This is a genomic window from Bacillus sp. FSL R5-0439, from assembly GCF_038008805.1.
Lineage (GTDB): Bacteria > Bacillota > Bacilli > Bacillales > Bacillaceae > Bacillus > Bacillus safensis.
In genome coordinates, this window is record NZ_JBBOZW010000001.1 from 1,929,471 (window position 1) to 1,950,910 (window position 21,440).

Here is a 21,440-nt window from a genome sequence, read left to right on the forward strand (position 1 = left end):
CCTGATGAGGACTGCTTTTTCTTTATTTCATTTCTTTTTTCAAGACTTCAATGGCTTTTTTCATTTGTGTATCGTTGTTCTTTAACTTATCTTGGATCTTTGTCATCAGAACGGTCGTTGTATCTCCTGTCAGAATACCGTCTGCCTTTAAATCGTTGTCTGTTTGGAAGCTTTTGACGATAGACTGGAATGCTTGATCGTATTCACCGTTTGCTTTTGCTTTGTAGCCGAGCGCTTGGAACATTTTTTGAGCCGCTTTGACTTCATCTCCATTGTCATTTAGCTCATACGATTTTTTCGGGCTTAAGTACGGCAGCTTTGCATAACTTGGAAGAGCTGCTTTGACCTGTGGTTCGATTCCTTTTTTGTGAATCCAAGAACCGTCTGGAGTCAGCCATTTTGCAATGGTTAACTTGACACTAGAACCGTCATTATAGTTTTGCGCATTTTGAACAGTTCCTTTGCCGAACGTCTTTTCACCCACAATTTGAATGCCTGAAGATTGGTGCAGAGCCGCCGCCATGATTTCAGCAGCGCTGGCTGAGCCGCCATTTACAAGAACAACTGCCGGCTGATGGACTTTGCGTTCTTTTTCAGCCTTGTACACTTGTTTCTTCCCTTTTTCTTCAACCTGCATAATGACTTTCCCTTTATCGATAAAGTCATTGCTCATTTCAATAGCTTCTGTCATAATGCCGCCTGGATTATCTCTTAGGTCAATGACAAAACCTTTTGCCCCTTTTTTCTCGAGGTCATCAATCGCTTTATCCAGCTCTTTCGATGTAGTTTCAGCAAATGACGTAATCTGGATTTCTCCTATTTTGTCTTTTGTGAGTTTGGCATACACTGTTTCAAGCGGAATCGTGTCTCTTGTGATGGTCACATCTACATTGCCCACTCCTTGACGGTTGAGATGCAGCTGGACATCCGTTCCTTTTTGTCCTCTGATGAGAGAGACTGCTTTATTGACCGACATGCCTTTGGTGCTTTTTCCATCCACTTTTAAAATATGATCATGAGGTTTCAAACCAGCTTTTTCAGCAGGAGAGCCTTTAATCGGCGCGACAATTAAAATTTGTCCATCCTTCTCTTCTACTTGTGCACCAATTCCTTCAAATGATGAAGAAATGGTGTTGTTAAATCCTTCGGCTTCCTCCTGATCCATATATGTAGAGTATGGATCATCAAGTGATGCAATCATTCCTTGGATCGCACCATCTACTAGTTTTTGATCATCCGTTTTTTCGTAATACTCATCCTTTACCTTCGTATACGCAGCCATGAGTTTACTAAACTTCTCGTCTCCAGAGACGCTGACAGCACCTTGTTTTGTGATCACAAATGTAATCGCAGAGGACAGTGCAGCAGTCACCAGAATGGCTACCACGAACTTCATTTGTTTTTTCAAAAAAACACCACCTTTATCTCCTTTCATTATTATCAAGGACGATGCTTCATCCGTCAACCAAAGGATCAACTTCTACATGAAAAGATAAGCCATTTGCTCCTTTATTGCATAATCTTTAGAGAGGAACAGGATAAGGAAAGAAGGGATGATATGAGTGATTATGTAGAAATGCTTGCCTATTTTGGCGTATCAGGTGCCCATCCTGGCGGAATTGAGTTAACAAAAACGATGATTGAGCATATAAAACTGCCGCCTCATGCACGTATACTGGATGCCGGATGCGGTACAGGACAGACGGCCGCCTACTTAGGAAATATAGGTTATCAGGTGGAGGCCATTGATACGCATCCATTGATGATTGAAAAGGCGAACCTGCGATTCAAGCGGGAAGAACTGCCAACCCGCGCCTTAGAGGCATCCATTGAGCAGCTGCCCTTTCCAGATCAAGCGTTCTCTCTACTCATCAGTGAATCTGTTTTAAGCTTTACCAAGCTGCCTGTCGCACTTGCTGAGATCAAACGGGTCCTTGCTCCTGGCAGTCAATTGATTGCAAATGAAGCTGTGTTAAAAGCCCCTCTTACACGTGAAGAGATGGCCGTTGTTCGAGATTTTTACGGCTTTCACTCGCTCTTGTCGCTTGAAGAATGGAAGGAGCAGTTAACAGCAGCAGGCTTCCGTGACATTCAGATTCTCTCATTCGATGAACATATGGTGCAGGAGGAACCAACAGAAATGGAATTATCTGAACACATACCGCCTTCTCTTTACGAGACGCTGCAAACACACTACGATCTCATTCAAGCACACCGCAAGCAGCTAAGTCACATTCTATTTGAATGCACTGTATAAAATGAGCGAATCCCCTATATGTTTTGTCCAAACTCTATGAGGTCTCTCGCATAGGATAAGAGTGAAAAGAGTTTGTCATAAGGAGGAAAAACATGGAGCGCTACTACAAGCTTTGTCAGCAGCACATGGGGAAAGTCGCTAGAATCACTGATCGTAATGGCAGAGTACATGTCGGACGCATTGAGCGTGTGACAAACCGCAAAGTTTATATTCGTCCAGTCGGCGGGTCTCGCGGGGGCTTTGGCTTTGGCTATTGGGGCGGATATTATGGCTGGGGTGCAGCGTATGGCATCGGCCTCGGGTTCATTACCGGCTTCGCACTAGCAGGATTGTTCTTTTTTTAAAAGAAGAATAAGAGAAGGCCTCCCGAATAGCTGGGAGGCCTTTTACTTGTTTAGATTTTCTTTACTTTGTTCATGTATTCTTCAAATGTTAAATCGTGATCATGCATCGCTTTAGCGGCTTCTTTTCCCACATAGCGCAAATGCCACGGCTCATATTCGTATTTCGTAATGTCTTCTTTTCCTTTTGGATAGCGGATGATAAAACCATATTTATAGGCGTTTTTAGCCACCCATTTGCCATCTGGTGTTTCACCAAACTTTTCAGAGATCTCAAAGCCGGCACTTTTTGAGGAAATGTCCATGGCAAGACCTGTTTGATGTTCACTTTCGCCTGGTAAAGCGACTGCTTCTTGTGCTTTTTCTTTGCCTTTTAATTTGACCTCACTATCAAAAATGACTTTTTGACGGTCATAGGAGCGATAGCCAGATACTGCAGCAAGCTCGAAGTTTTCCTTTTTTGCACCTTTGAATAACTTCTCAAGCGCTTCCGCTGCTTCTTTGCGAATATATCGCTTTTCAATATCTTCCGAAAAAGAGAATTCTACTTTTGGCACAACGAGATCAGAAGGTTTATAGGTTCCTGGTAATGCATATTCTTTGTTAACAAGTGCTAGCACATTTTCAGGATTTTGAATGGTTTTCAGACCGCTCACAACCTTGATGTCATTGAAATATTCACTCTTTAACGTCAGCTCTTGATTCGATGAATCTGCCGTATCGTTTGAGTTGTGCTGGGGAGATGAACTTGCTGCGTTTTTTTGTTCGTTTGTTTTGTTTGATTCAGATGTACCGCTTTTTTGATCCAGCAACTGGCAGCCTGATAGTGCGGCTGTCAAACCAAGAATCGATGCGATTGAGAGTATTTTGTAGCTTTTCTTCATGACATACCTTCCTTTTGCTCTTCTAAAAAAATAAAGATGCGCTACATAGTAGCACACCCTTTATACTATTATAAAACGGAGTCTAGCGCAATTAAGATCATTTCATCAAACGTTGTTTGACGCTCTTCAGCCGTTGTTTCTTCTCCTGTTAGAACATGATCACTCACTGTCAAAATGGATAACGCTTTTCGATCAAATTTTGCTGCAAGAGAATAAAGAGCGGTTGTCTCCATTTCGATCGCTAGGATACCATATTGAGCCATGAGCTCAAGTGGTTTTTCATTATAAAATTGGTCTGCTGTAAATACATTTCCGACACGTACAGCGACATTTTTTGCTTCCGCTGTGTCATATGCTTTCTTAAGCAGGCCAAAATCGGCGCATGGCGCATAATCAATCGGCCCAAATGCCACACGGTTCATTTGTGAATCTGTTGATGATGTCTGCGCTAAAATGACGTCACGTACATTGACATCCCTTTTGATAGCTCCGCAAGATCCAACGCGGATTAAGTTTTGAACATCATAGCTTTGAATGAGTTCATTCACATAAATCGAAATAGATGGTACACCCATCCCAGTGCCCTGTACAGAAACACGTTTTCCTTTATAGGTTCCAGTATAGCCATACATTCCGCGCACTTCGTTATAGCACTCAACATCTTCTAAATATGTATCTGCAATATATTTCGCACGAAGCGGATCGCCTGGCAGCAATACCGTTTCTGCAATTTGTCCTTTTTCTGCTCCAATATGTACACTCATTTTTTAGCCTCCACTTACGTTTACTATGTATTTTATCCTATTTATTATAAACGATAGAGCTTAAAAAAGAAAATACCAGCTGGATCTCAAGCTGGCATCATTTATCATCTATTTAGCCTATCGTCATTAGTCGTTCACTGCGTTTCCATCCTGCCGGAGAGAGCTGATAATAGCACTTCCCCTTTTTCCTATCATCAATCACAACAATATCGCCAGTTGTGATAAACCGCGCATTGTAATCATTAGGGACTGTATCTTGTACATTAAATGTCGAGAATGCTTTCTCCAGTACATCAAGGTGTGTTCTGCCGCCAATCTTTGTCCGGTACACAGGCTGATGCCCACTTGCAGCGCCATATTCAGGTGTTTGATAAATGGTTAAGTGAAATGCTGAAGGTTTCTTTTGAAAAAATCTCAACGTCAATTGCATTCAAATCCCTCCCCTTTTATATAAAATTGGCTGGGATCTGTCAATTTCCTTCTTCTATTTTTGTCGAATGACAGGCAATCTTTCGTCAATCTTTTTACAAATGAGAAATAAAGCGAGTCCTATCGCAAAGCCTCCAGCGACATCTGTCAAATAATGCACGCCAATATACATCCGGCTGATGCCAATGACTAGGACGCCCAGTCCTGTGAGCAAATAGACAATTTTCTGTCGTTCTTTCAGCCATGGAATCATCTTCACTAATAGATAAGCCATAAAAGGATAGATGGTGGCTGCATTCATCGAATGTCCACTCGGAAAGCTGTAATACGTTTCACCTACAAGGTGATCAAAGGCCGGACGCTCCCTAGCAAAAAGCCCCTTTAATTCATGATTGATTGTTTTTTCTGTGAGATATAATAGAAAAAGCATCATGATAGAGTAGTAGCGCTTATACATAAACAATACCACACTAAAAATGAGCATAATTGGAACGAGCAGCGCACTGATGCCAAAGTCCGTCAAAGCCAGCATGACATCATTTAAAAAAGGGAGTCTGATGCTTTCAAACCATAAGATGATCTGGTTGTCCAAATCTTGAAAAGCCCCAGATACCATGAGCGCAGCAATGGCGCCAAATAAAATGAAAAGAAATAGGATGTACACGCGAAGGATTCCCCTCCCTCTCTCTTCAGAATCTCTTCAAAGTATAGTGCCTACCACGCCTCTTCTTCAACTATCATTGCTTTTTTCAGCAAATATTCAAATGTAATGTCAGCCAGCTCAAATGTTTCAAGCTCAGCAGGTATGTACCCTCTTTTGATCAGCTCCATGTAGAAGAACTCCGCAATTTCCTCTGTATCAATCACCAAATCTGCTTCTTTCATTGCATTCCGCCTCCTTTTTTATGATGTATGAACGCCAGCTGTTTTTTATTACAGTTTGTCATAATGGCTCATTCCATACATATAAATGCAGTAAACAAAAAGAAAAGGGGCTTGAAAGAATGAAATGGTTAAGCATATTAGATGGAGAAACATTTGATCAGGTGATGGGCCGTATCTTGAGGGGATGGTTTTATGTGATTGCGTTTTTCTGTGTGCCTTATTTTTTATTCGTGTTAGGACAAGTCTTTCTTTAACCAAAATGTTCGTGTAAACTTTCCAAAATAAAATCCATCATATCCTTATATTCTGGATCTTTGAAAAATTCGTAGAGAATTTTATAATCGTTATAAATATCAAGAAGCTCATCCACTATAGATACAGCGAGAAATTCAAGTGAAGCTTCGCTTTCTTGTTTCTCTTCTAGCTGCAATAGAGCCGTTTGAACCATATCTTCTTCTAACTCTTTTGAGGTTTCTCCGACGTAATGCACAAAAAGAAGCTGATGAACAAACTGATCCATCTCATATTTCCTTAGGACAAGCGTTAAATCTTCCTCTTCTGTTTCCAGCCACTCTCCGTCTTTCAGCCTCGTAAGTTCGTAAATGACATCCTCCCAGCCATCTTCAAGGTAGCGCCAAATTTCGGTCCGATGACCGATGATTTTAAATAGCTCTTTTCCGTAATCTTTTACATATACAACATCGCCAATGAGGAACTCATATTCAATGTCCAGCTTTTCTGTATCGACAATCACCCCGCTATACTCATCGTAAAGCTGAAGTGATGTTTCAAAATAAAGCACCTCATTATGATTGACCTCATATAAATAGTGCTGGTCAATTTGATGGACTTTTGTAATCGTTCCGACTGTGCCGTACATGACAACGACGACAATATCCCCTACTTGATATTTTGGTGCTTTCGCCTTCATTCTGTCTCCCCCTTGCCCGACTTTTGGTCTTAACGTATCGTATGCCGGCGCAAGGAATTCTGCATGGGCAACCACACCATGCAAAACGCCATTTTATTTCTTATAAAAAAACCGCTTCTCCCATATGGAACAAGCGGTTGTGTGTTATTTTTTTTTGACTTCTACTTCGTATTGCTCAAACGCTTCGTCAAATGTTGTCATTGAGTTTAGATAATCACCATTTAATTCTAAATAAGCACACAGCTCATGATAATCTGTGGAAGCTTTAGGAAAGCTGTGATCCTCATACGCAGCATTTGCAAAATGGCTGATTTCATCTTTCGGTTTTGGATGTCTGAACTTCATTAAATAATGGTAAAACGACTTCACCTGTTTTTCCCTCCGCGACACTCTATTTTGTTGTTATATTATACAGCAATTTGATGACTTGTATAGGCGGAGGTACAACTTATGAAGAAAAGTCAAAGTAATTTCGCTTTAATAACCGCTCCATGCTCATTAATTCTTCATAGGAGATTTTTTCTGGAAGTTTTGTCTGGTCCACTAAAATTAATTGATCTTCAATCTCTTTGACCGTCTCATCCTTTTGATAGGTCATACCGCAGTGCGTGCAGGAGATAGACGGCGTATTGATGATTTCAATTGATTGTGTGCCCGTGATCAGTTCCCAATAGACTGTTGTCTGCTTAGCATTTGCTTTGTTTTCCTCACACCAATCACATGTCAGCAAGGCTATTTCTCCTCCTTCACGGTTTGTTCTTTTTTGAGCTGAGCTTGATATTTCTTCTCTTTTAATTCATCCCGTTTTTCACGTTTGTTTTTAAGTGTGTCATGCTCAGGATTTGTCTCATATGCTTCTCTACGTTTCATCCGATTTAAATTCTCAGGCGTAAACGATCTTGCTTCATCCTCAAATAGCGCGGTAATACCAATTGCTGGTTCTTGTTTTTCTTCATAAATTTCATTGAAATACGCATCTGCCTGGCCTGCGACGTAATGCTCTGGTTCTGGATAAGAGGTGATGACACCTTCAAAGTTACGAAGGACGACTTTATCAGGGCTTTGCGATAATAAATAATTTGGCTGTAAGGCAATTTTCCCTCCGCCTCCTGGCGCATCTACAACAAAGCTTGGCACTGCATAACCACTCGTATGTCCTCTTAAGCCTTCAATGATTTCAAGCCCTTTTGATACCGGCGTTCTAAAGTGACCAATGCCCTCAGATAAATCACATTGATAAATATAATATGGTCTGACCCGAATCTTCACAAGGTCGTGCATCAGCTTCTTCATAATCGGCACACTGTCGTTAATACCTGCAAGGATGACGGCCTGATTCCCTACAGGGACACCGGCATTCACAAGACGTTCGCACGCTTCTTTTGCTTCTTTTGTAATTTCAATACTTGTGTTGAAGTGAGTATTCAGCCAAACTGGGTGATATTTTTTCAATATCTCGCACAGCTCATCTGTTATACGCTGCGGAAAGACAACCGGCGCGCGGGTTCCAATCCGAATGATCTCAACGTGCGGAATGTCACGTAAGTTTTTCAAAATGTATTCAAGCACTTGATCATTGATTAACAGCCCATCTCCGCCAGAAATTAACACGTCCCGCACCTCAGGTGTTTCTCTAATATATCCAATGGCAGCATCTAACTGCTTTTTCGGCACACCCATACCAATCTGACCGGAAAAACGTCTTCTCGTACAATAGCGGCAGTACATCGAGCACTGATTTGTCACAAGAAACAGCACGCGATCTGGATACCTGTGTGTGAGCCCCGGGACAGGTGAGTCCTCATCTTCATGCAGCGGGTCTTCCAGATCATATTTTGTTTTATGAAGCTCTTCTGCAATTGGCACAGATTGCATACGTATTGGACATCTTGGATCGTCTGGATTCATCAGTGAGGCATAGTAGGGTGTAATGTTGAGTGGAATGGTTTTGGTGGAAATCTTCACCCCTTCTCGTTCCTCTTCTGTTAAGTTTACGATTTTTTCTAAATCCTCAAGCGTTTTCACGGTATGCGTCAGCTGCCAAATCCAGTCGTTCCACTTTTCCTCAGGTACATCCTTCCAAAGCTCAATGTCCTTCCAGTGACGCGCCGGTTCATACAATTTCTGATTCATATCCATTCCCCCTATCAGCATTCACTTTATACTATGCAAGTTATGTGCCAACATGGGAAAATGCCCCTATTCTTTACAAAAGGAGCTTTACCCGTCATATTCAATTGGATGCTGTGCCTAGATTTCGGCATCTGCATATTTCTTCAGTTTATATTGCAGCGTTTGTCGAGGGATTTTTAAGGCGGCGGCGGTTTTTTTAATATTCCCATTATGCTGATGTAAAGCTTCTTGAATCAATGTTTGTTCAAATGAAGACACTTGATTTTTTAAGGAGGATTCAGATGTTTCCCTTTCCAGTTTTTGCTCACGTAAATGAGCCGGAAGGTATAGAGGGGTGATCTCTTCCGCTTCCTTTGGCATCATCAACACGGCATGCTCTATCGTATGTTTTAATTCTCTAACATTCCCAGGCCAGTGGTGCGCCATAAACAATCGTTCCGTTTCTTCAGAAAGGCGTGTGACTTTTTTTGAAAACTGCTGATGATAGGTTTGAATGAAGTGGCGGGATAGCAGCGTGATATCTTGCTTTCTCTCACGAAGCGGCGGAATATGAAAAGATGACACATGCAGTCTATAAAATAAATCTTCTCTTAAAATTTGCTTTTTCACTGCTTCGAATGGGTCCATATTGAGCGCAGTAATGAGCCGAACATCCACTTGAATGGACTTTGCATCACCGATGCGGCGGACAACGCCATCCTCTAACACACGTAATAATTTCGTCTGAAGCGTGAGCGGCATCGCTTGCAGCTCATCAAGAAAAAGCGTGCCCCCATCAGCCAATTCGAAAAGTCCCTTGCGATCAATTGCACCCGTATAGCTCCCTTTGACAGATCCAAACAATAGACTTTCAAGTAATGTTTCTGGGAGCGCTGCGCAGTTTTGCGGAATAAACACTTGGTTTTTTCGGTCAGATTCATGGACAATGGCTTGAACAAGCACTTCTTTTCCTGTCCCAGTTTCTCCGTAGACAACAACTGATGATGGATAAGCAGCTGCTTTTTTTGCCCTTTCAAGCGTTTCTTTTAAAAGCGGATCATTTGTTAAAAATGAAGCAAAATCATGCATTTGTTCTACCCCATCCACGTCATATGTTCGCTTTTTTTGATCTAAACGATTGGAAAGGGCTGACAGCTTGGATACATCTTTTGCGACTTCGACCGCACCTATTAACTCGTTATCTTCAATAATAGGCAATGTCGTGTTCACTGTTTCAATTCTTTCTCCGTTTTTATTCAAATAGGTTTGCAGCGAATGATAAATGGGCTTTCCTGTTCTCAACACATGCATAAGCGTACTTGTTTTTTCAGTTAAAGAGGGATACACATCAAGGATGTACTTGCCAATCACCTCTTCTTTTTGTAAACAGTCAAACTTAGCGGCATTATGATTGTAAAAAATCGTCATCCCTTGATCATCTACAACGTGAATGGCTTCATCGATGGCTTCTAAAATTAATTCAAACCAATCTGCTCTTTCGACAACTTTCCCCATTCTTTCCCCCTCACTTTCAGTGCCAAAAAACCGGCATCAATTGCCGAGTTTTCAGCGGCTTGATCATTTTTAAATGGTTCCCTGTCTTTTTCATGTTTCGCTTTTTCCTTTCTACTTCCTGCAAAAATTTTAAAAAGCACCCCTCTTATGAGGAGTGCTTTCGCCCGGATGTCTGATAAAGAGACATATCGAATTCTTGCAGCGATTCCCTATACAGCGGAACAATCGGCTTTCCTTCCTGAAATAACGTAAATTGGGACGGGTACAGCTTAATCGGCTGATGATAAAAAGCAAACCGCTTCACCACCTCAGGATCAATTCGGCAAAAGGCATGATGCACAAGTAAATAAACATCTTGTTTCCATTTAAACAGCCGCCTGTTTGGCGGACTGAATACAGGAGAAACTTTGATGATATCGCCATCCTCAAATGACTGAAGCTGGTCATTTGAAATCGTATAGATCTCCTTTGGGTGAAACTGAAAATATTGCACGTCACGTTTTGAAGCAAACCTTCTTTTTTTCTGTTTTTCAATATAAAAGAACGTTTTCCCCTGATCTGCGGTGACAACTGTATAATTGGGTATTGCCAGCTTCTCTTTTATTTCATATTTCATCTCACATAATAGCGGAACACGGATCGCACGCCTGTTCTTTTCATTGATCCAGCGCTTTTCAATTCCATGAAGTTTCCCGTCTGCGATTTGATAATAATCCCCTTCTTTTTCAATGATCGTTCCGTCAATTAAATCATACGGCATACTCGAAAACTGATGATGAAAGGAATGGGGCGTTTTATACGTTGTATCCAGTACAGCTTTTAATGGAAAAAACGAAGCGAAATGATTCAGCCTCATCCAAAAAACAGAATCTGCATGATGCCAGTGCTTTGGCTCATCATCCCAATATTGTCCGTATTTTTCATGAATCAGTGGAAGCAAGCGGCTTCTGTGCATGACCGAACAATGGTCCACTTGAAAGGACGCATGCTCTAGGATTTGATTTGCTTCTCGAACAAAACTCATCGTTTCCACTAAATGCTGATTCACATGCACAACCCGCTGCGAGGAATACACAATATCTATATGAGGCTTCAACCGAAAAACATCCACCATTTTAAGCAAACGATCTTTATGGTACACGGTATCATCGGTTAAATAACAAATGAGCTCACCTGTTATACGGGTTAATGCTTCATTAATAAGCGTCGCATATCGTGCGGTTAACAGCCGTTTTGCCGGATGAACCGTGTGCGAATACAGCTGAATGCGTCCATCACTCAAATAGGGCTGGATCTTTTGAATGGTGCCCTGTTCTGAGCCATCATCCATAATCAAAAGCTCCCAATGCGGATACGTTTGTTCTACCATACTCTTTAACACACGATCAATGAAATCTGGTTTATTGTAGCTTGTTAAAATCACCGATACTTTCATGATCATTATCCTTTTTGATTAGTTTAAAATGCCCCCCAGCTGACAATGTTCACAAAAGGAACACTCACTCTTAGCTGATTTGTCGCGTTTTTAAAGACCGCGACCGTATCAAACAATTGCACGACAACCACGTTTTGAAGTACATCTCCATTGACCAAATGAACACGCGGCACTGGAATGCCAAGCTCAAGCCATGGACGAAGTAATTCTTTGATGTCTGACACATTCTCTTCCTCACTTTCTTCTAAAAGGCGAAGAAGAAGTAAAATCAAGATGACTTCAAGCACTCCTTCCGACTCTAGTAATTCTTCGTTCCAACCATCTAATAATTGTTCAAATTCCATTCATAATCCCTCTCTCTTCACATTTAATCTTTACTAGAGTATGAGCGCCACTTCATTTAGCCTCAGCATTTGAAAACATTTTTAAAAATGTGTGAAGTGATTAATTGAAAAAAAGAATCAGGAATCAGCGTTCTGCTTATGCCAAAAAAAATGAACGGCATATACATAGGGGTGAGTTTGAATTGATGAAGAAAGGATGGGGAAAAAATGAGCGAAAAGCGTGCTGAATTAAAAAAAGAACTATTGAAAGTGTTTTTCAAACCCATTACTCATGCATTAACAGCTAATCTCGAAGAAGGAGGAGTTCAAGTGGAAGAGAAATTGAACGATTTATTAAGTGAAGTGGCAGCTGAGGCATCACCTTCAGATTCTGCTACAACACTCGATGTATCTCAGCCAGCAAGATGGATCTTTGCAAGACTCGCACCAGGAACAGTCATTAGTATTGTCACTGACTCAGGAGATTTAATTGGGCCAGTTCAATTTGTATCATTCGATGCTTCAACAGGTGTTGTATTTGTTACACAAGAAAGCTCTGTCACACCTACCGGCTCAGCAACGACTCTTTTAGATGTAGATAAAGTTGAAAGTGTTACATTCACATCTTAATGTGAGAGGGTCATCATGAAGCTTCTTTATATCAGTTCTGGCTACGGCGGAATCTATCACATGTTTGATCAATGGGTAGAAGAAAGCTTCATTGATTCCCCCTTTTCATGTGTAAAGATTGATAGAGAATCTCTACCCACTAACATGCACAAAATCCGGACATTTTCTCCGGATTTTGTTTTGATGATGATCGGTGATCATGTTCCGAAAGATGTACTTCATCAATTCAAACAAGAAAAAATCCCGATCGTTCTGTGGATGACAGAAGATCCCTTTTATGCAGATGTATCAGCTGCTTGCGCACGTGATGCTCAGCTTATCTTAACGATTGATGAAGGGATTTTGCCATTTTACAAACAATTAGGCGCCGAAAATACACACTACTTTCCCATTCCGACAAATACACGTGTTTTTCAGAAAAATGAATCGCCAGATGAGATGTGCACGTTTGACATTGCACTCATTGGCTACCCTTATCCCAACCGCATTAAGGCCATCGATACACTCTTAAAGCAAAACAAATGGCGTATTCTCGTTGCAGGTAAGGAATGGCACCGTCACTTAAATAAATCACGCAGACATTATCGTGATTTCACCCTTATAACGAATTGGCTGAGTCCTCAGCAAATGGCGGACATCTATCAGCAGACAGCGATTGTCCTGAATCCGCATAGGCCGTCTCAATTTGTATATAACAGAAATAAAGCCATGATTCAAAATATGAGCCTCAATAACAGAGCATTTGACATTGCTGCAACTGGAAGTTTTCAATTGACGGATCTACATCCGCCGCCTACTTTTTCAAGCTTTGCTTTTTACAAAGATGAGGACGATTTGATCAAACAGGTGGATTACTATGGGTCAAATGCAGGTGAAAGAAAGGCGGCCGCACTGAACAACTACGAGCAAGCCGTTCGCTGGAATACATTTGATACGATGCCGCAAAGGCTTTATGAAATCGTAAAAAGCGCCCTATAACTGGGCGCTTTTTCTTGTTGAAGGTCAGCTTATGCATGATCTTCTGCATCTCGGCGAGCCAATAAGACGTGCTCTGCCTTTTTCCGGTCCGCCTCCTGTTTCACCACAAGCGACCGCGTGTGATCCATCATATATGCTCCGACAGATCCTTCTAAAAAGGAATGAATGCATTCTTTGACATAATGAGCATGAAAAGCATATACCGCACCATTTAGCCGGCCATACGTATATGGCTGCTCATGTTTTGGCATGAAAAAGTAATGATTGTCCTTATATAAAGTAGCTTCATTGTTTTCATGCAGTGTCCAAGTTTCATTTGGGTTTTCTAACGCCTCTGTAAAAGATGCGGTGCAGTCATATCCCCCCTCCACTAAAAGCTGCAAGCACTTCTCGATATCTGCCGGCTGTCTTAGAGGAGACGATGGCTGCAGAAATAGCACAATATCAAAGGTTTTCCCCTCCCGCTCTAAATAAGCAAGCGCATGCTTCACAGCTAACAGCGACGGCGTTTGTTCTGTTACATGTGTACTTGGCAGTTCAATCACATTTGCTCCGTAGTGAGATGAAATGATTTGCGTATTGACATCCTCTGAGGAGACGATGACTTCATCTAACTCAATCATTTGCAAAAGCGGCTGAATGGTCCAATAGATAAGCGGCCGCTCTGCCAATATGCGTATATGTTCATCATGCTGGCCGTCGGTACTTCTAAATGCAGGTATCATGGCTAAAATACGATTTCCCCTATACATGTCTTCTCTTCTCCCCTCGCGCACAGCTCCCTTACCATTTTCTTCTCTGACCGAGCTGATCGCAGTACTGAAGTATTCAGGTCTCTCGTTTTTCTAGTTAATCTCTTATCTCTCCATATTCTATTAAGACGGTAAGCAGATGGTTATAATTTGTTCACCTAATTTATACATGAAGTGGTTCTTTTCCTCAAACGGATGCCGCTCTTTCACATATGATGCAAAGTAGAGAAATGAGAGTTGGGGGATTAGATATGTCCAATCAGATAGAAACGACTTTGAAGACCTTTTTTCGTGACAAAACGATATTAGTTACAGGCGGAACAGGATCCATCGGCCGGCAAATCGTGAATAAATTAACAAGCTGCTCTCCAAAAAAGGTAATCGTCTTCAGTAAAGATGACAGCAAACAATACATGATGAAAAATGAGTACACAGATCATCCAGAGGTCGTATTCGCTTTAGGAGATGTCCGGGATGCAAGCCGCGTGAGACAGCTCGTCAAAGGTGTCGATATCATTTTTCATGCAGCGGCCTTAAAACAAGTACCCACTTGTGAAGATAATCCGTTCGAAGCCGTTCAAACGAATATCATCGGCGGGCAGCACGTCATTGAAGCCGCCCTCGAACATGAAGTGAGTCATGTTGTCAACATTTCAACTGACAAAGCAGTTTCTCCGACTAATGCCATGGGTGCAACAAAATTGATTTCAGAAAAACTATTTTTCCAAGCAAACGAAAGTATTCCGAATCAAAAAACCAAGTTTTGCTCTGTACGCTTTGGCAATGTGCTTGGATCTAGAGGTTCCGTCATTCCGATCATGCTCCAGCAGCTATTAAATGAAAAACCTTTGACCGTGACTGATCCTCATATGACACGTTTTTTTATGTCCATTGAAGAAGCTGTTTCCCTCACACTTCAAGCAGCAATCATGATGAAAGGCGGCGAAACCTTCATTCTCAAGATGGAGTCCTTACAGCTTGCCGATCTCTTAAAAGCATTTCATGAATATGCCGCCCAAATCAATGCTAAATCTCCGGATATTCTCGTTGTCGGAAAAAGACCTGGCGAAAAGCTTCACGAGGAGCTCACATTCCCGCACGAAGCAGATGCACTCTTTGAACATGAACAATTTTATGCCATTTTACCGAGACCACATTTGCACCCTGCCTTTCAAAAAGTCGATTTAACGAATTACACATCAAAAGAAGCACCGCTCATTACAAAAGAAAAGCTGTTCACCATCATCGAACAATTACATCATACACATCATAAAAAATAAAAAATCGTCACACGGAAGCAAATGCTTTCCATGTGACGATTTTTAAATAGATCAATCAAATAGATGTTTCAAATCCCCGTAACCTTCTTTTTCAAGATCATCCTTTGGGATAAACTTCAAAGCGGCTGAGTTAATACAATACCGAAGACCGTTTGGCCCTGGTCCATCAGGAAAAACATGGCCAAGATGAGAATCAGCTGTTTTGCTGCGAACCTCTGTCCGCACCATTCCATGGCTCGTATCAACCTTCTCTGCTACTTCTTCCTCTTCAAGCGGTTTTGTAAAACTTGGCCAGCCGCAGTGGGCATCAAACTTATCTAAAGAAGAAAACAGCGGCTTTCCTGAAATGATATCCACATAAATACCTTCTTCTTTATGATCCCAAAATTCATTTTGAAATGGCGGCTCTGTGCCATTATTTTGCGTGACTTCATACTGCATTCGGTTTAATTCTTTTATACGCTTTTCTTTTTCGTTTGCCATTATTTACCACTCCAATGTGACTCAATAAAACCTGCTCTGCCCGAACCGACATGATATCGTTCGTAGTGCATTTTGTTTTTCTTATAATAATGCTGATGATATTCCTCTGCTGGATAAAAAGGACCTGCATCTAAAATTTCTGTCACGATTGGCTTTTTGAAAATGCCGCTTTGGCTCAGCTGCTCTTTCGATGCTTCCGCTAGCTTTCGCTGCTCGTCATGATGAACATAAATACCAGTACGGTAAGATTCTCCTCTATCACCAAATTGCCCGCCATCGTCCGTTGGGTCTATTTGCTGCCAATACAGTTCTAGCAACTTCTCATACGGGAACACGTCAGGATCAAACGTAATTTGAACCGCCTCTCTATGTCCCGTTGTATTTGTACATACTTCCTCATAGGTCGGATTCACTGTATGTCCGCCAGTATACCCTGATTCAACTTTGATAATGCCCGGCTGTTCATCAAAAGGTTTAACCATACACCAGAAGCAGCCTCCTGCAAATGTGGCTAATTCTTGTTTTTCAGACATATTAGTGCCCCCTTCATTTAAAAAATGGTATCATCATATTATAACATGATAAAAAATAATGAAAATGATACGACTTGTATACCTAAAATAAAAGAAAGCATTCTGTCGTATCTTTAAAATATAATGGGGGTTTAATGATTGGAACAAAGAAAACAAATGATGTACGAAATGGACACTTTACTGAGAACCGTATTTAAGCAGATCCGTTATGAAATTAACAGCCTGCTCGAAAACGAATTATCTCGGAATGAATTTCTTATTTTAAATCTGCTCCGTGAGCAAGGTGCAAAAAAAGTAACGGAATTCGCTTCCATTCTTGGAGTGTCAGCAAGTCATATAACCGCTGTGACTGACACACTCGTAGAAAAAGGCTGGATCACCCGTATCCGTTCAAAAGAGGACCGCCGCATTATCAAAATCCACTTAACCGATAAGGGTAAGGAAATTACTGAGCATTTTGAGAAAAAGAAAACAGAATACTTTATGGAGCGATTTGAGTCATTTGATGACGAAGAACTCAAAACGATGATCAAATTATTTAAAAAGCTGGATAAAAGTCAAAAGGATTAAGCATAGATTTTAGCGCTTAGGACATGCTACGGATAAAAAGAGGTGGAATGAACCATGACAAGCCCTTATCTTTGTCCAAACTGTAAAACAAACAGAACGCGCTTTAATCTCATTGAGCAGCTTTCAGAACCTGTCAAGCTAGATCCAGCGACAGGAGCAGTTGTTGAAAGATACGAAGGAGAGCAGCTGTCTCCTTTTCACTTGAGCTATCAAGGTCCTCAAATGAAAGTCCAGTGCGGCGTTTGCGGTTTAATTGAGGATGAAAAAACGTTCATTAAACTAGCTGAATATCATCAATATTCTTCTCCTTCTTAAATGCCGGCCTGACGGAATACGTCAGGCTTTTTTCTTTGCTTCTTTTGCCTATACAGATCGTCTTTTTCATGCATACGCTACAAAAAACACCATTGTATGAGAAAGAAGGGATTGATGACATGCAGCAGCTCTTTTATCATGACTTTCCTTTTCGGCCATTCACTGCCGCCTATAAGCTTCTTCAAAGCAGCCCTTCATCAAAAGCCTTTATTCGATTATTTCACGCTGCACCAGATCTCAGTGAGCTCGCTGTTTATGTGAACCGGAAGCAGCTGATGAAAACAATACCTTACAGTCATTTGACCGCTTATATGGAGTGGGATGAGGGAATGTATGAAATAGAAGTGTTCAAACTGGCTACAAATGAAAAAATTCTTCATTCTCGCATTCAATTTAAGAGCGGCGAGGTCTATACACTCTGTATCACAGGTGCTCGTGCAGGCTTTGCACTGCTGACTGAGCAGCAGACTACTTTGATCGAACAAGAAGAAAACCTGTCAGCACTTACATTTGTACAGCTGTCTCCAGACCTTCCTTCCATAGATATATATGAACGAGACCAAGGGATCATATCGAAGGAGCTTGATTATGTAAATAGTACCCACATTCATCATTTCTCCCCGAATAAATATCATTTTGAATTGAAAGCCGCCGGCACTCAAAGTGTACTGCTTGATATCCCCAAAGTTCATTTGCAAGCAAAGCGCGCATACCTGATTCTGCTTCATGGATTTGCTAACGGAGAGCCAGAACTTATGGCGAAGGTCGTCTTGTCTCGGCAAATATAAAAAAGAGCCTTTCCCAATGGAAAAGGCTCCTTACGAGACATCTTCAGCTTTTTCTTGCTTTTGAAAATCAAAAGTAAGAATCATCGTGCCTAGAAATAATGCACAGTAGGCAATATTTAAGTAAAACTGATCGATATTTTCTGCTTTTAAAGCATTGGCAGCTGTTATGCCAAAGTACGCAGCAAATAAAAACGACAGTAAACTAAAATATTGATAGACTCGCTTCATGATTTCACTCCTGACTCACACGTTCTATTGCTTTGGATGATAATATGAGAATTCAATTTCATCGTTCTGTAGATCAATTTTGTTCGCTTTGACATACATATCATTCGTCAGCGGCATTTCAGAAAGGCGCACTTCAACCGTTTTTTGATCTGGTTTTACATGAACGAATTCTGGCAGCTCATAGAACTGACCCATGTAGCTTAAAACAAAACTAATTGGAATGCTCAATTGTCCAATTGAAAAGTCATCCACTTTCAAAAGCACATCACCATTATCTTCAACAGTTGGCGTAAATGAGACGTTTGCATCAATCGTTGAAGAGAAAGCTTTAATTGCGCCTGTTACTTTCACATCTTGATCGATCGCTACATGAAAGTCTGGCATATCATTTGATCCTTGATTTTTCAAATAATCATTCACAAAGCTGGTGAGCGATTCTTTTGAGCTGGATATATTAAAAGCATATTCGCTTTTCACTTTTTTGGTTGAAGCGGATTGACCGCCTGGCAGCAGCATTAAAATACCGCAGGCAATCACAATCAATAGATTGATTGCAAGTAAAATAAAAAATAAGCTTTTCCATTTTTTCATCTATTTCACCCTATTCCTTCGGCAGTCCTTCTTTTTTCACTTCGGAGAATAAACGATTTGCCATAAGAGAGTACCCCTTTTGGTTTGGGTGGAAATCATCATCTGCCAGTAATTTTTCATCAGAACCTTCTTCAAATAAATCTGCTACGTTGATCATATCCGCATTGCCGTCTTTTTTGAGTTCCTTTTTGGCAGCGGCATTCCAGTCTTTGACGACTTCATCAATATCTCGCAGCTCAGACAAACTGAACTTAAAAGGATTGTACATGCTGACATACATAATTTTCGCATGGCCATTCTGTTCTCTCAGTTGAGCAAGAATGGTTTTAAAGCGCTCCTCAAAAGGACCCTGCTCTTTTTTAAAAGGAGCAAACGTCAAATTAAGCACATTTTGACGGACAACATGCATGAGATCATTCCCGCCGATTGTAAAGAAAATATAATCAGCGTCTTTCAGTCCGTCCTGCACCTTTTTTTCTTTTAATCTTTTTAACAAATCTACTGTTCTACTGCCTTTAATGGCATAGTTTTTTAATGTGACAGATTGCACGCCGTCGACCGCTTCTATCTTGTCACGGGTCATGCCTGCATAGCCTTTTTTATCTTGATCTCCGATTCCTTCTGTTAAGGAATCTCCAACCGCTGCGATGGTAATATGTTCTTTTACGTTTTGTGTGTCTTCTAGTTTATCCTTTATGCCAGCCTCTTGCGCGGAACATGCAGAAAGAACAAAAGCTAGAGACATCACAATCAAAATCAAACGAGCCTTCAAACGATGATGTCCCTCCTTTTTCTGATTAAAAAAGTGTATCATGTTTTCGCCCATTTGAACATCCTTATGCTAGCTTCGGTTCAGCGTTTTGATGTCCTTGATGATGTCATCATAAGGTGTGTTTTGCACGCCATCATAATTTTTCATCACTTTCCCTTCTTGATTAACAAGGAAAAACAGGGACTGATGAATCACTTGGTCTTCATCTTCAGGTTTTTTGACAATGGTCTTAAAGCTTTTCATTGCGAATTTTTCGATTTCTGACTGTGAATACCCCGTGAGAAAATCCCAATTTTTAAAGGACAATGGATAGGCTTTTGCAAATTCTTTTAGCTTTTTCGGTGAATCGACCTCTGGGTCCACACTAAAGGAAATGATATGCGCATCCAATTTTTCTTCTTTTATTCGTTTTTGCAGCTCTGTCATATGAGCGGTCATCGGCGGACAGATCGTTTCACAGCTTGTGAAAATAAAATCTGCTACCCATACTTTCCCCTTCAAATCTTCCAATGACACCTTTTGACCATCTTGGTTTTCAAACTCAAACGGCTCTATTTGATAATTTAACGCATCTTTGATTTGTCCATTTGAACATGAGACTAAAAGAAGCACGCTTATGATCATAAGCGCACCAAGTGAGGCTCCCCTTTTTCTATCCATGATATGCCCATCCCCTTTTTCCATCAATCGGTATAAAAAGTAAAGCCTATTGCGCCCTTTCCGGTATGACACGAAATAATCGGTGTTGTGTAGGCGATGTCAATCAGTGCTTCAGGTGTATGATCAAGCAGCGCTTTTTTTAGCTTTTCAGCGAGTTCTAATGCATCTGCATGTGCGATCCCAATGGCTTGAACTGTTTTTCCCTTCACCGCCTGTACATACTGTTTTGTCAGATGACGGACAAGCGCAGAATAGCTTCTCACATTCGCTTCTGGCGTATATACCCCGTCTGTTAAGCTGGCAATTGGTTTGATGTGAAGTAGTGAGCCGATCAGCGCCTTTCCTCTTCCAATTCTGCCGCCTTTGACGAGATTTTCTAATGTATCGATTGTGACATATAGCTTTGTTTGAAGTCGGATTTTATCTAATTCTGTGATAATGTCTTCACGGCCTGCACCCTTTTTGGCTAGTTCTGCTGCTTTGATGACTTGAAATCCTAATCCATAGGAAATAAAATTCGAATCAATCACCGTGATGTTTCCATCTACCATTTTCGAAGCGCTTTCAGCAGTTTGAACAGTACCACTCATCCCACCAGTTAAATGGATACTGATCACTTCACTTCCATCTGCCGTCAGCTTTTCATATAATTCGACGAATTGACCGATCGCAGGTTGAGACGTTTTCGGCAGTTCCTCAGCGGCCTCCATTTTTTCAATAAATTCATCTGGCTGTATATTCACTCGGTCAATATAATCAATTCCAGAAATGGAGATATTGAGCGGAATCACGTGAATGGAAAGATCATTGATTTTCTCTTGCGGAAGGTCCACAGTTGAATCTGTTACAATTTTAATTTGTTTCACTATCGTCTCATCCTTGCTGTCTTAGTCTTTACTTATGATATTACCTTATTTCCTGCACACTTGAAAACAACTGGCCTAACGTTTTTGAAATTGTCACATTTTCTTCTTGTCACGAAAA

At 41.0% G+C, this 21,440-nt stretch carries 30 protein-coding genes; 9 read left to right on the forward strand and 21 right to left on the reverse strand.

The annotated features are described in order from the left end of the window. Nucleotides 1-22 precede the first annotated feature (22 nt). Nucleotides 23-1,408 (reverse strand): S41 family peptidase, encoded by a 1,386-nt coding sequence (locus NST59_RS09670; protein WP_039179325.1) that lies wholly within the window; start codon nucleotides 1,406-1,408, stop codon nucleotides 23-25. Nucleotides 1,409-1,558: 150 nt separating this feature from the next. Between NST59_RS09670 and NST59_RS09675 the strand changes: the two genes are divergently transcribed. Then, nucleotides 1,559-2,257 (forward strand): class I SAM-dependent methyltransferase, encoded by a 699-nt coding sequence (locus tag NST59_RS09675; RefSeq protein WP_039179329.1) that lies wholly within the window; start codon nucleotides 1,559-1,561, stop codon nucleotides 2,255-2,257. Between the two features lie 92 nt (nucleotides 2,258-2,349). Continuing rightward, nucleotides 2,350-2,601: a hypothetical protein gene (locus tag NST59_RS09680; RefSeq protein ID WP_024422704.1), complete on the forward strand. Its 252-nt coding sequence runs from the start codon at nucleotides 2,350-2,352 to the stop codon at nucleotides 2,599-2,601. 50 nt (nucleotides 2,602-2,651) lie between these two features. On the opposite strand, the gene NST59_RS09685 is transcribed toward NST59_RS09680, so the two are convergent. The 5 genes from NST59_RS09685 to NST59_RS09705 all read right to left on the reverse strand — a co-directional run bounded on the left by NST59_RS09685 (nucleotide 2,652) and on the right by NST59_RS09705 (nucleotide 5,560). Further along, nucleotides 2,652-3,482: a M15 family metallopeptidase gene (locus NST59_RS09685; RefSeq protein WP_039179330.1), complete on the reverse strand. Its 831-nt coding sequence runs from the start codon at nucleotides 3,480-3,482 to the stop codon at nucleotides 2,652-2,654. A gap of 68 nt (nucleotides 3,483-3,550) precedes the next feature. Next, the gene (deoD, locus tag NST59_RS09690; RefSeq protein ID WP_012010274.1) at nucleotides 3,551-4,246 is read right to left on the reverse strand and encodes a purine-nucleoside phosphorylase; all 696 of its coding nucleotides are present in this window, start codon (nucleotides 4,244-4,246) and stop codon (nucleotides 3,551-3,553) included. Nucleotides 4,247-4,358: 112 nt separating this feature from the next. After that, on the reverse strand, nucleotides 4,359-4,676 hold the full coding sequence (locus tag NST59_RS09695; protein WP_107163458.1) for a hypothetical protein: 318 nt from the start codon (nucleotides 4,674-4,676) through the stop codon (nucleotides 4,359-4,361). Nucleotides 4,677-4,730: 54 nt separating this feature from the next. After that, the gene (locus NST59_RS09700; protein WP_341040587.1) at nucleotides 4,731-5,339 is read right to left on the reverse strand and encodes a phosphatase PAP2 family protein; all 609 of its coding nucleotides are present in this window, start codon (nucleotides 5,337-5,339) and stop codon (nucleotides 4,731-4,733) included. 50 nt (nucleotides 5,340-5,389) lie between these two features. Further along, entirely contained in the window at nucleotides 5,390-5,560 is a 171-nt protein-coding gene (locus NST59_RS09705; protein ID WP_077233667.1) for a YozD family protein, read from the reverse strand. 119 nt (nucleotides 5,561-5,679) lie between these two features. Between NST59_RS09705 and NST59_RS09710 the strand changes: the two genes are divergently transcribed. Continuing rightward, entirely contained in the window at nucleotides 5,680-5,814 is a 135-nt protein-coding gene (locus NST59_RS09710) for a hypothetical protein (RefSeq protein WP_255290989.1), read from the forward strand. Here NST59_RS09710 and NST59_RS09715 read toward each other — a convergent pair. The 7 genes from NST59_RS09715 to cgeC all read right to left on the reverse strand — a co-directional run bounded on the left by NST59_RS09715 (nucleotide 5,811) and on the right by cgeC (nucleotide 11,897). Next, complete coding sequence (locus NST59_RS09715) at nucleotides 5,811-6,491, reverse strand: hypothetical protein (protein ID WP_039179337.1); 681 nt, start codon at nucleotides 6,489-6,491, stop codon at nucleotides 5,811-5,813. The two genes, NST59_RS09710 and NST59_RS09715, sit on opposite strands and share 4 nt — an antisense overlap. Nucleotides 6,492-6,635: 144 nt before the next feature. Then, complete coding sequence (locus tag NST59_RS09720) at nucleotides 6,636-6,860, reverse strand: YozE family protein (RefSeq protein WP_251180399.1); 225 nt, start codon at nucleotides 6,858-6,860, stop codon at nucleotides 6,636-6,638. Between the two features lie 79 nt (nucleotides 6,861-6,939). Further along, the gene (locus NST59_RS09725) at nucleotides 6,940-7,221 is read right to left on the reverse strand and encodes a YokU family protein (RefSeq protein WP_144490256.1); all 282 of its coding nucleotides are present in this window, start codon (nucleotides 7,219-7,221) and stop codon (nucleotides 6,940-6,942) included. Nucleotides 7,222-7,223: 2 nt separating this feature from the next. Next, nucleotides 7,224-8,624 (reverse strand): lysine 2,3-aminomutase, encoded by a 1,401-nt coding sequence (gene ablA, locus NST59_RS09730; RefSeq protein WP_047203279.1) that lies wholly within the window; start codon nucleotides 8,622-8,624, stop codon nucleotides 7,224-7,226. A 117-nt stretch (nucleotides 8,625-8,741) separates the two neighbouring features. Next, nucleotides 8,742-10,118: a sigma-54 interaction domain-containing protein gene (locus NST59_RS09735; RefSeq protein ID WP_327841708.1), complete on the reverse strand. Its 1,377-nt coding sequence runs from the start codon at nucleotides 10,116-10,118 to the stop codon at nucleotides 8,742-8,744. Nucleotides 10,119-10,263: 145 nt separating this feature from the next. Further along, nucleotides 10,264-11,559, reverse strand: a complete 1,296-nt coding sequence (locus NST59_RS09740; RefSeq protein WP_327841704.1) for a glycosyltransferase family A protein — start codon at nucleotides 11,557-11,559, stop codon at nucleotides 10,264-10,266. 17 nt (nucleotides 11,560-11,576) lie between these two features. Further along, nucleotides 11,577-11,897: a spore maturation protein CgeC gene (gene cgeC, locus NST59_RS09745; protein ID WP_041085753.1), complete on the reverse strand. Its 321-nt coding sequence runs from the start codon at nucleotides 11,895-11,897 to the stop codon at nucleotides 11,577-11,579. A gap of 207 nt (nucleotides 11,898-12,104) precedes the next feature. Between cgeC and NST59_RS09750 the strand changes: the two genes are divergently transcribed. Continuing rightward, on the forward strand, nucleotides 12,105-12,506 hold the full coding sequence (locus NST59_RS09750) for a hypothetical protein (protein ID WP_039179354.1): 402 nt from the start codon (nucleotides 12,105-12,107) through the stop codon (nucleotides 12,504-12,506). 15 nt (nucleotides 12,507-12,521) lie between these two features. After that, nucleotides 12,522-13,484 (forward strand): CgeB family protein, encoded by a 963-nt coding sequence (locus NST59_RS09755; protein WP_327841702.1) that lies wholly within the window; start codon nucleotides 12,522-12,524, stop codon nucleotides 13,482-13,484. Nucleotides 13,485-13,513: 29 nt separating this feature from the next. Here NST59_RS09755 and NST59_RS09760 read toward each other — a convergent pair whose 3' ends face one another. Beyond that, nucleotides 13,514-14,236 (reverse strand): acylneuraminate cytidylyltransferase family protein, encoded by a 723-nt coding sequence (locus NST59_RS09760; protein ID WP_064497486.1) that lies wholly within the window; start codon nucleotides 14,234-14,236, stop codon nucleotides 13,514-13,516. Between the two features lie 251 nt (nucleotides 14,237-14,487). Here NST59_RS09760 and NST59_RS09765 point away from each other — a divergent pair, with 251 nt between their 5' ends. Then, nucleotides 14,488-15,516, forward strand: coding sequence for an SDR family NAD(P)-dependent oxidoreductase (locus tag NST59_RS09765; RefSeq protein ID WP_144464554.1), 1,029 nt, complete (start codon nucleotides 14,488-14,490; stop codon nucleotides 15,514-15,516). A 51-nt stretch (nucleotides 15,517-15,567) separates the two neighbouring features. Here NST59_RS09765 and msrB read toward each other — a convergent pair whose 3' ends face one another. Both msrB and msrA read right to left on the reverse strand, forming a co-directional pair. Then, nucleotides 15,568-15,999, reverse strand: coding sequence for a peptide-methionine (R)-S-oxide reductase MsrB (gene msrB, locus NST59_RS09770; RefSeq protein WP_024422719.1), 432 nt, complete (start codon nucleotides 15,997-15,999; stop codon nucleotides 15,568-15,570). Then, nucleotides 15,999-16,532, reverse strand: a complete 534-nt coding sequence (gene msrA, locus NST59_RS09775) for a peptide-methionine (S)-S-oxide reductase MsrA (RefSeq protein WP_341040588.1) — start codon at nucleotides 16,530-16,532, stop codon at nucleotides 15,999-16,001. Before msrA ends, msrB begins: the two co-directional genes overlap by 1 nt. 138 nt (nucleotides 16,533-16,670) lie before the next feature. Between msrA and NST59_RS09780 the strand changes: the two genes are divergently transcribed. The 3 genes from NST59_RS09780 to NST59_RS09790 all read left to right on the forward strand — a co-directional run bounded on the left by NST59_RS09780 (nucleotide 16,671) and on the right by NST59_RS09790 (nucleotide 18,205). After that, nucleotides 16,671-17,102 (forward strand): MarR family transcriptional regulator, encoded by a 432-nt coding sequence (locus NST59_RS09780; protein ID WP_007500780.1) that lies wholly within the window; start codon nucleotides 16,671-16,673, stop codon nucleotides 17,100-17,102. A 54-nt stretch (nucleotides 17,103-17,156) separates the two neighbouring features. Next, the gene (locus tag NST59_RS09785) at nucleotides 17,157-17,417 is read left to right on the forward strand and encodes a hypothetical protein (protein ID WP_024422721.1); all 261 of its coding nucleotides are present in this window, start codon (nucleotides 17,157-17,159) and stop codon (nucleotides 17,415-17,417) included. Between the two features lie 119 nt (nucleotides 17,418-17,536). Then, a complete protein-coding gene (locus NST59_RS09790; protein WP_144464588.1) occupies nucleotides 17,537-18,205 on the forward strand; it encodes a DUF4397 domain-containing protein in 669 nt (222 codons plus the stop codon). Nucleotides 18,206-18,235: 30 nt separating this feature from the next. On the opposite strand, the gene ypmT is transcribed toward NST59_RS09790, so the two are convergent. The 5 genes from ypmT to NST59_RS09815 all read right to left on the reverse strand — a co-directional run bounded on the left by ypmT (nucleotide 18,236) and on the right by NST59_RS09815 (nucleotide 21,322). Then, on the reverse strand, nucleotides 18,236-18,433 hold the full coding sequence (gene ypmT, locus NST59_RS09795) for a protein YpmT (protein ID WP_064497491.1): 198 nt from the start codon (nucleotides 18,431-18,433) through the stop codon (nucleotides 18,236-18,238). Between the two features lie 24 nt (nucleotides 18,434-18,457). Continuing rightward, nucleotides 18,458-19,024, reverse strand: coding sequence for a YpmS family protein (locus NST59_RS09800; RefSeq protein ID WP_064497492.1), 567 nt, complete (start codon nucleotides 19,022-19,024; stop codon nucleotides 18,458-18,460). Nucleotides 19,025-19,034: 10 nt separating this feature from the next. Beyond that, nucleotides 19,035-19,796: an SGNH/GDSL hydrolase family protein gene (locus tag NST59_RS09805; RefSeq protein WP_058838922.1), complete on the reverse strand. Its 762-nt coding sequence runs from the start codon at nucleotides 19,794-19,796 to the stop codon at nucleotides 19,035-19,037. A 69-nt stretch (nucleotides 19,797-19,865) separates the two neighbouring features. Beyond that, nucleotides 19,866-20,456: an SCO family protein gene (locus NST59_RS09810; RefSeq protein WP_058838899.1), complete on the reverse strand. Its 591-nt coding sequence runs from the start codon at nucleotides 20,454-20,456 to the stop codon at nucleotides 19,866-19,868. Nucleotides 20,457-20,479: 23 nt separating this feature from the next. Then, the gene (locus NST59_RS09815; protein WP_126681674.1) at nucleotides 20,480-21,322 is read right to left on the reverse strand and encodes a DegV family protein; all 843 of its coding nucleotides are present in this window, start codon (nucleotides 21,320-21,322) and stop codon (nucleotides 20,480-20,482) included. Between the last annotated feature and the right edge of the window lie 118 nt (nucleotides 21,323-21,440).

Excerpts from the sequence above, each read along its gene's own strand:
- NST59_RS09695 (WP_107163458.1), bottom strand. The coding sequence starts at position 4,676 with ATGCAATTGACGTTGAGATTTTTTCAAAAGAAACCTTCAGCATTTCAC.
- NST59_RS09710 (WP_255290989.1), top strand. The coding sequence starts at position 5,680 with ATGAAATGGTTAAGCATATTAGATGGAGAAACATTTGATCAGGTGATG.
- NST59_RS09790 (WP_144464588.1), top strand. The coding sequence starts at position 17,537 with ATGCAGCAGCTCTTTTATCATGACTTTCCTTTTCGGCCATTCACTGCC.
- NST59_RS09800 (WP_064497492.1), bottom strand. The coding sequence starts at position 19,024 with ATGAAAAAATGGAAAAGCTTATTTTTTATTTTACTTGCAATCAATCTA.
- ypmT (WP_064497491.1), bottom strand. The coding sequence starts at position 18,433 with ATGAAGCGAGTCTATCAATATTTTAGTTTACTGTCGTTTTTATTTGCT.
- NST59_RS09810 (WP_058838899.1), bottom strand. The coding sequence starts at position 20,456 with ATGGATAGAAAAAGGGGAGCCTCACTTGGTGCGCTTATGATCATAAGC.
- NST59_RS09685 (WP_039179330.1), bottom strand. The coding sequence starts at position 3,482 with ATGAAGAAAAGCTACAAAATACTCTCAATCGCATCGATTCTTGGTTTG.
- msrA (WP_341040588.1), bottom strand. The coding sequence starts at position 16,532 with ATGTCTGAAAAACAAGAATTAGCCACATTTGCAGGAGGCTGCTTCTGG.
- NST59_RS09680 (WP_024422704.1), top strand. The coding sequence starts at position 2,350 with ATGGAGCGCTACTACAAGCTTTGTCAGCAGCACATGGGGAAAGTCGCT.
- msrB (WP_024422719.1), bottom strand. The coding sequence starts at position 15,999 with ATGGCAAACGAAAAAGAAAAGCGTATAAAAGAATTAAACCGAATGCAG.
- NST59_RS09760 (WP_064497486.1), bottom strand. The coding sequence starts at position 14,236 with ATGTATAGGGGAAATCGTATTTTAGCCATGATACCTGCATTTAGAAGT.
- NST59_RS09785 (WP_024422721.1), top strand. The coding sequence starts at position 17,157 with ATGACAAGCCCTTATCTTTGTCCAAACTGTAAAACAAACAGAACGCGC.
- NST59_RS09765 (WP_144464554.1), top strand. The coding sequence starts at position 14,488 with ATGTCCAATCAGATAGAAACGACTTTGAAGACCTTTTTTCGTGACAAA.
- cgeC (WP_041085753.1), bottom strand. The coding sequence starts at position 11,897 with ATGGAATTTGAACAATTATTAGATGGTTGGAACGAAGAATTACTAGAG.
- NST59_RS09755 (WP_327841702.1), top strand. The coding sequence starts at position 12,522 with ATGAAGCTTCTTTATATCAGTTCTGGCTACGGCGGAATCTATCACATG.
- NST59_RS09715 (WP_039179337.1), bottom strand. The coding sequence starts at position 6,491 with ATGAAGGCGAAAGCACCAAAATATCAAGTAGGGGATATTGTCGTCGTT.
- NST59_RS09735 (WP_327841708.1), bottom strand. The coding sequence starts at position 10,118 with ATGGGGAAAGTTGTCGAAAGAGCAGATTGGTTTGAATTAATTTTAGAA.
- NST59_RS09750 (WP_039179354.1), top strand. The coding sequence starts at position 12,105 with ATGAGCGAAAAGCGTGCTGAATTAAAAAAAGAACTATTGAAAGTGTTT.
- NST59_RS09675 (WP_039179329.1), top strand. The coding sequence starts at position 1,559 with ATGAGTGATTATGTAGAAATGCTTGCCTATTTTGGCGTATCAGGTGCC.
- ablA (WP_047203279.1), bottom strand. The coding sequence starts at position 8,624 with ATGAATCAGAAATTGTATGAACCGGCGCGTCACTGGAAGGACATTGAG.
- NST59_RS09740 (WP_327841704.1), bottom strand. The coding sequence starts at position 11,559 with ATGATCATGAAAGTATCGGTGATTTTAACAAGCTACAATAAACCAGAT.
- NST59_RS09705 (WP_077233667.1), bottom strand. The coding sequence starts at position 5,560 with ATGAAAGAAGCAGATTTGGTGATTGATACAGAGGAAATTGCGGAGTTC.
- deoD (WP_012010274.1), bottom strand. The coding sequence starts at position 4,246 with ATGAGTGTACATATTGGAGCAGAAAAAGGACAAATTGCAGAAACGGTA.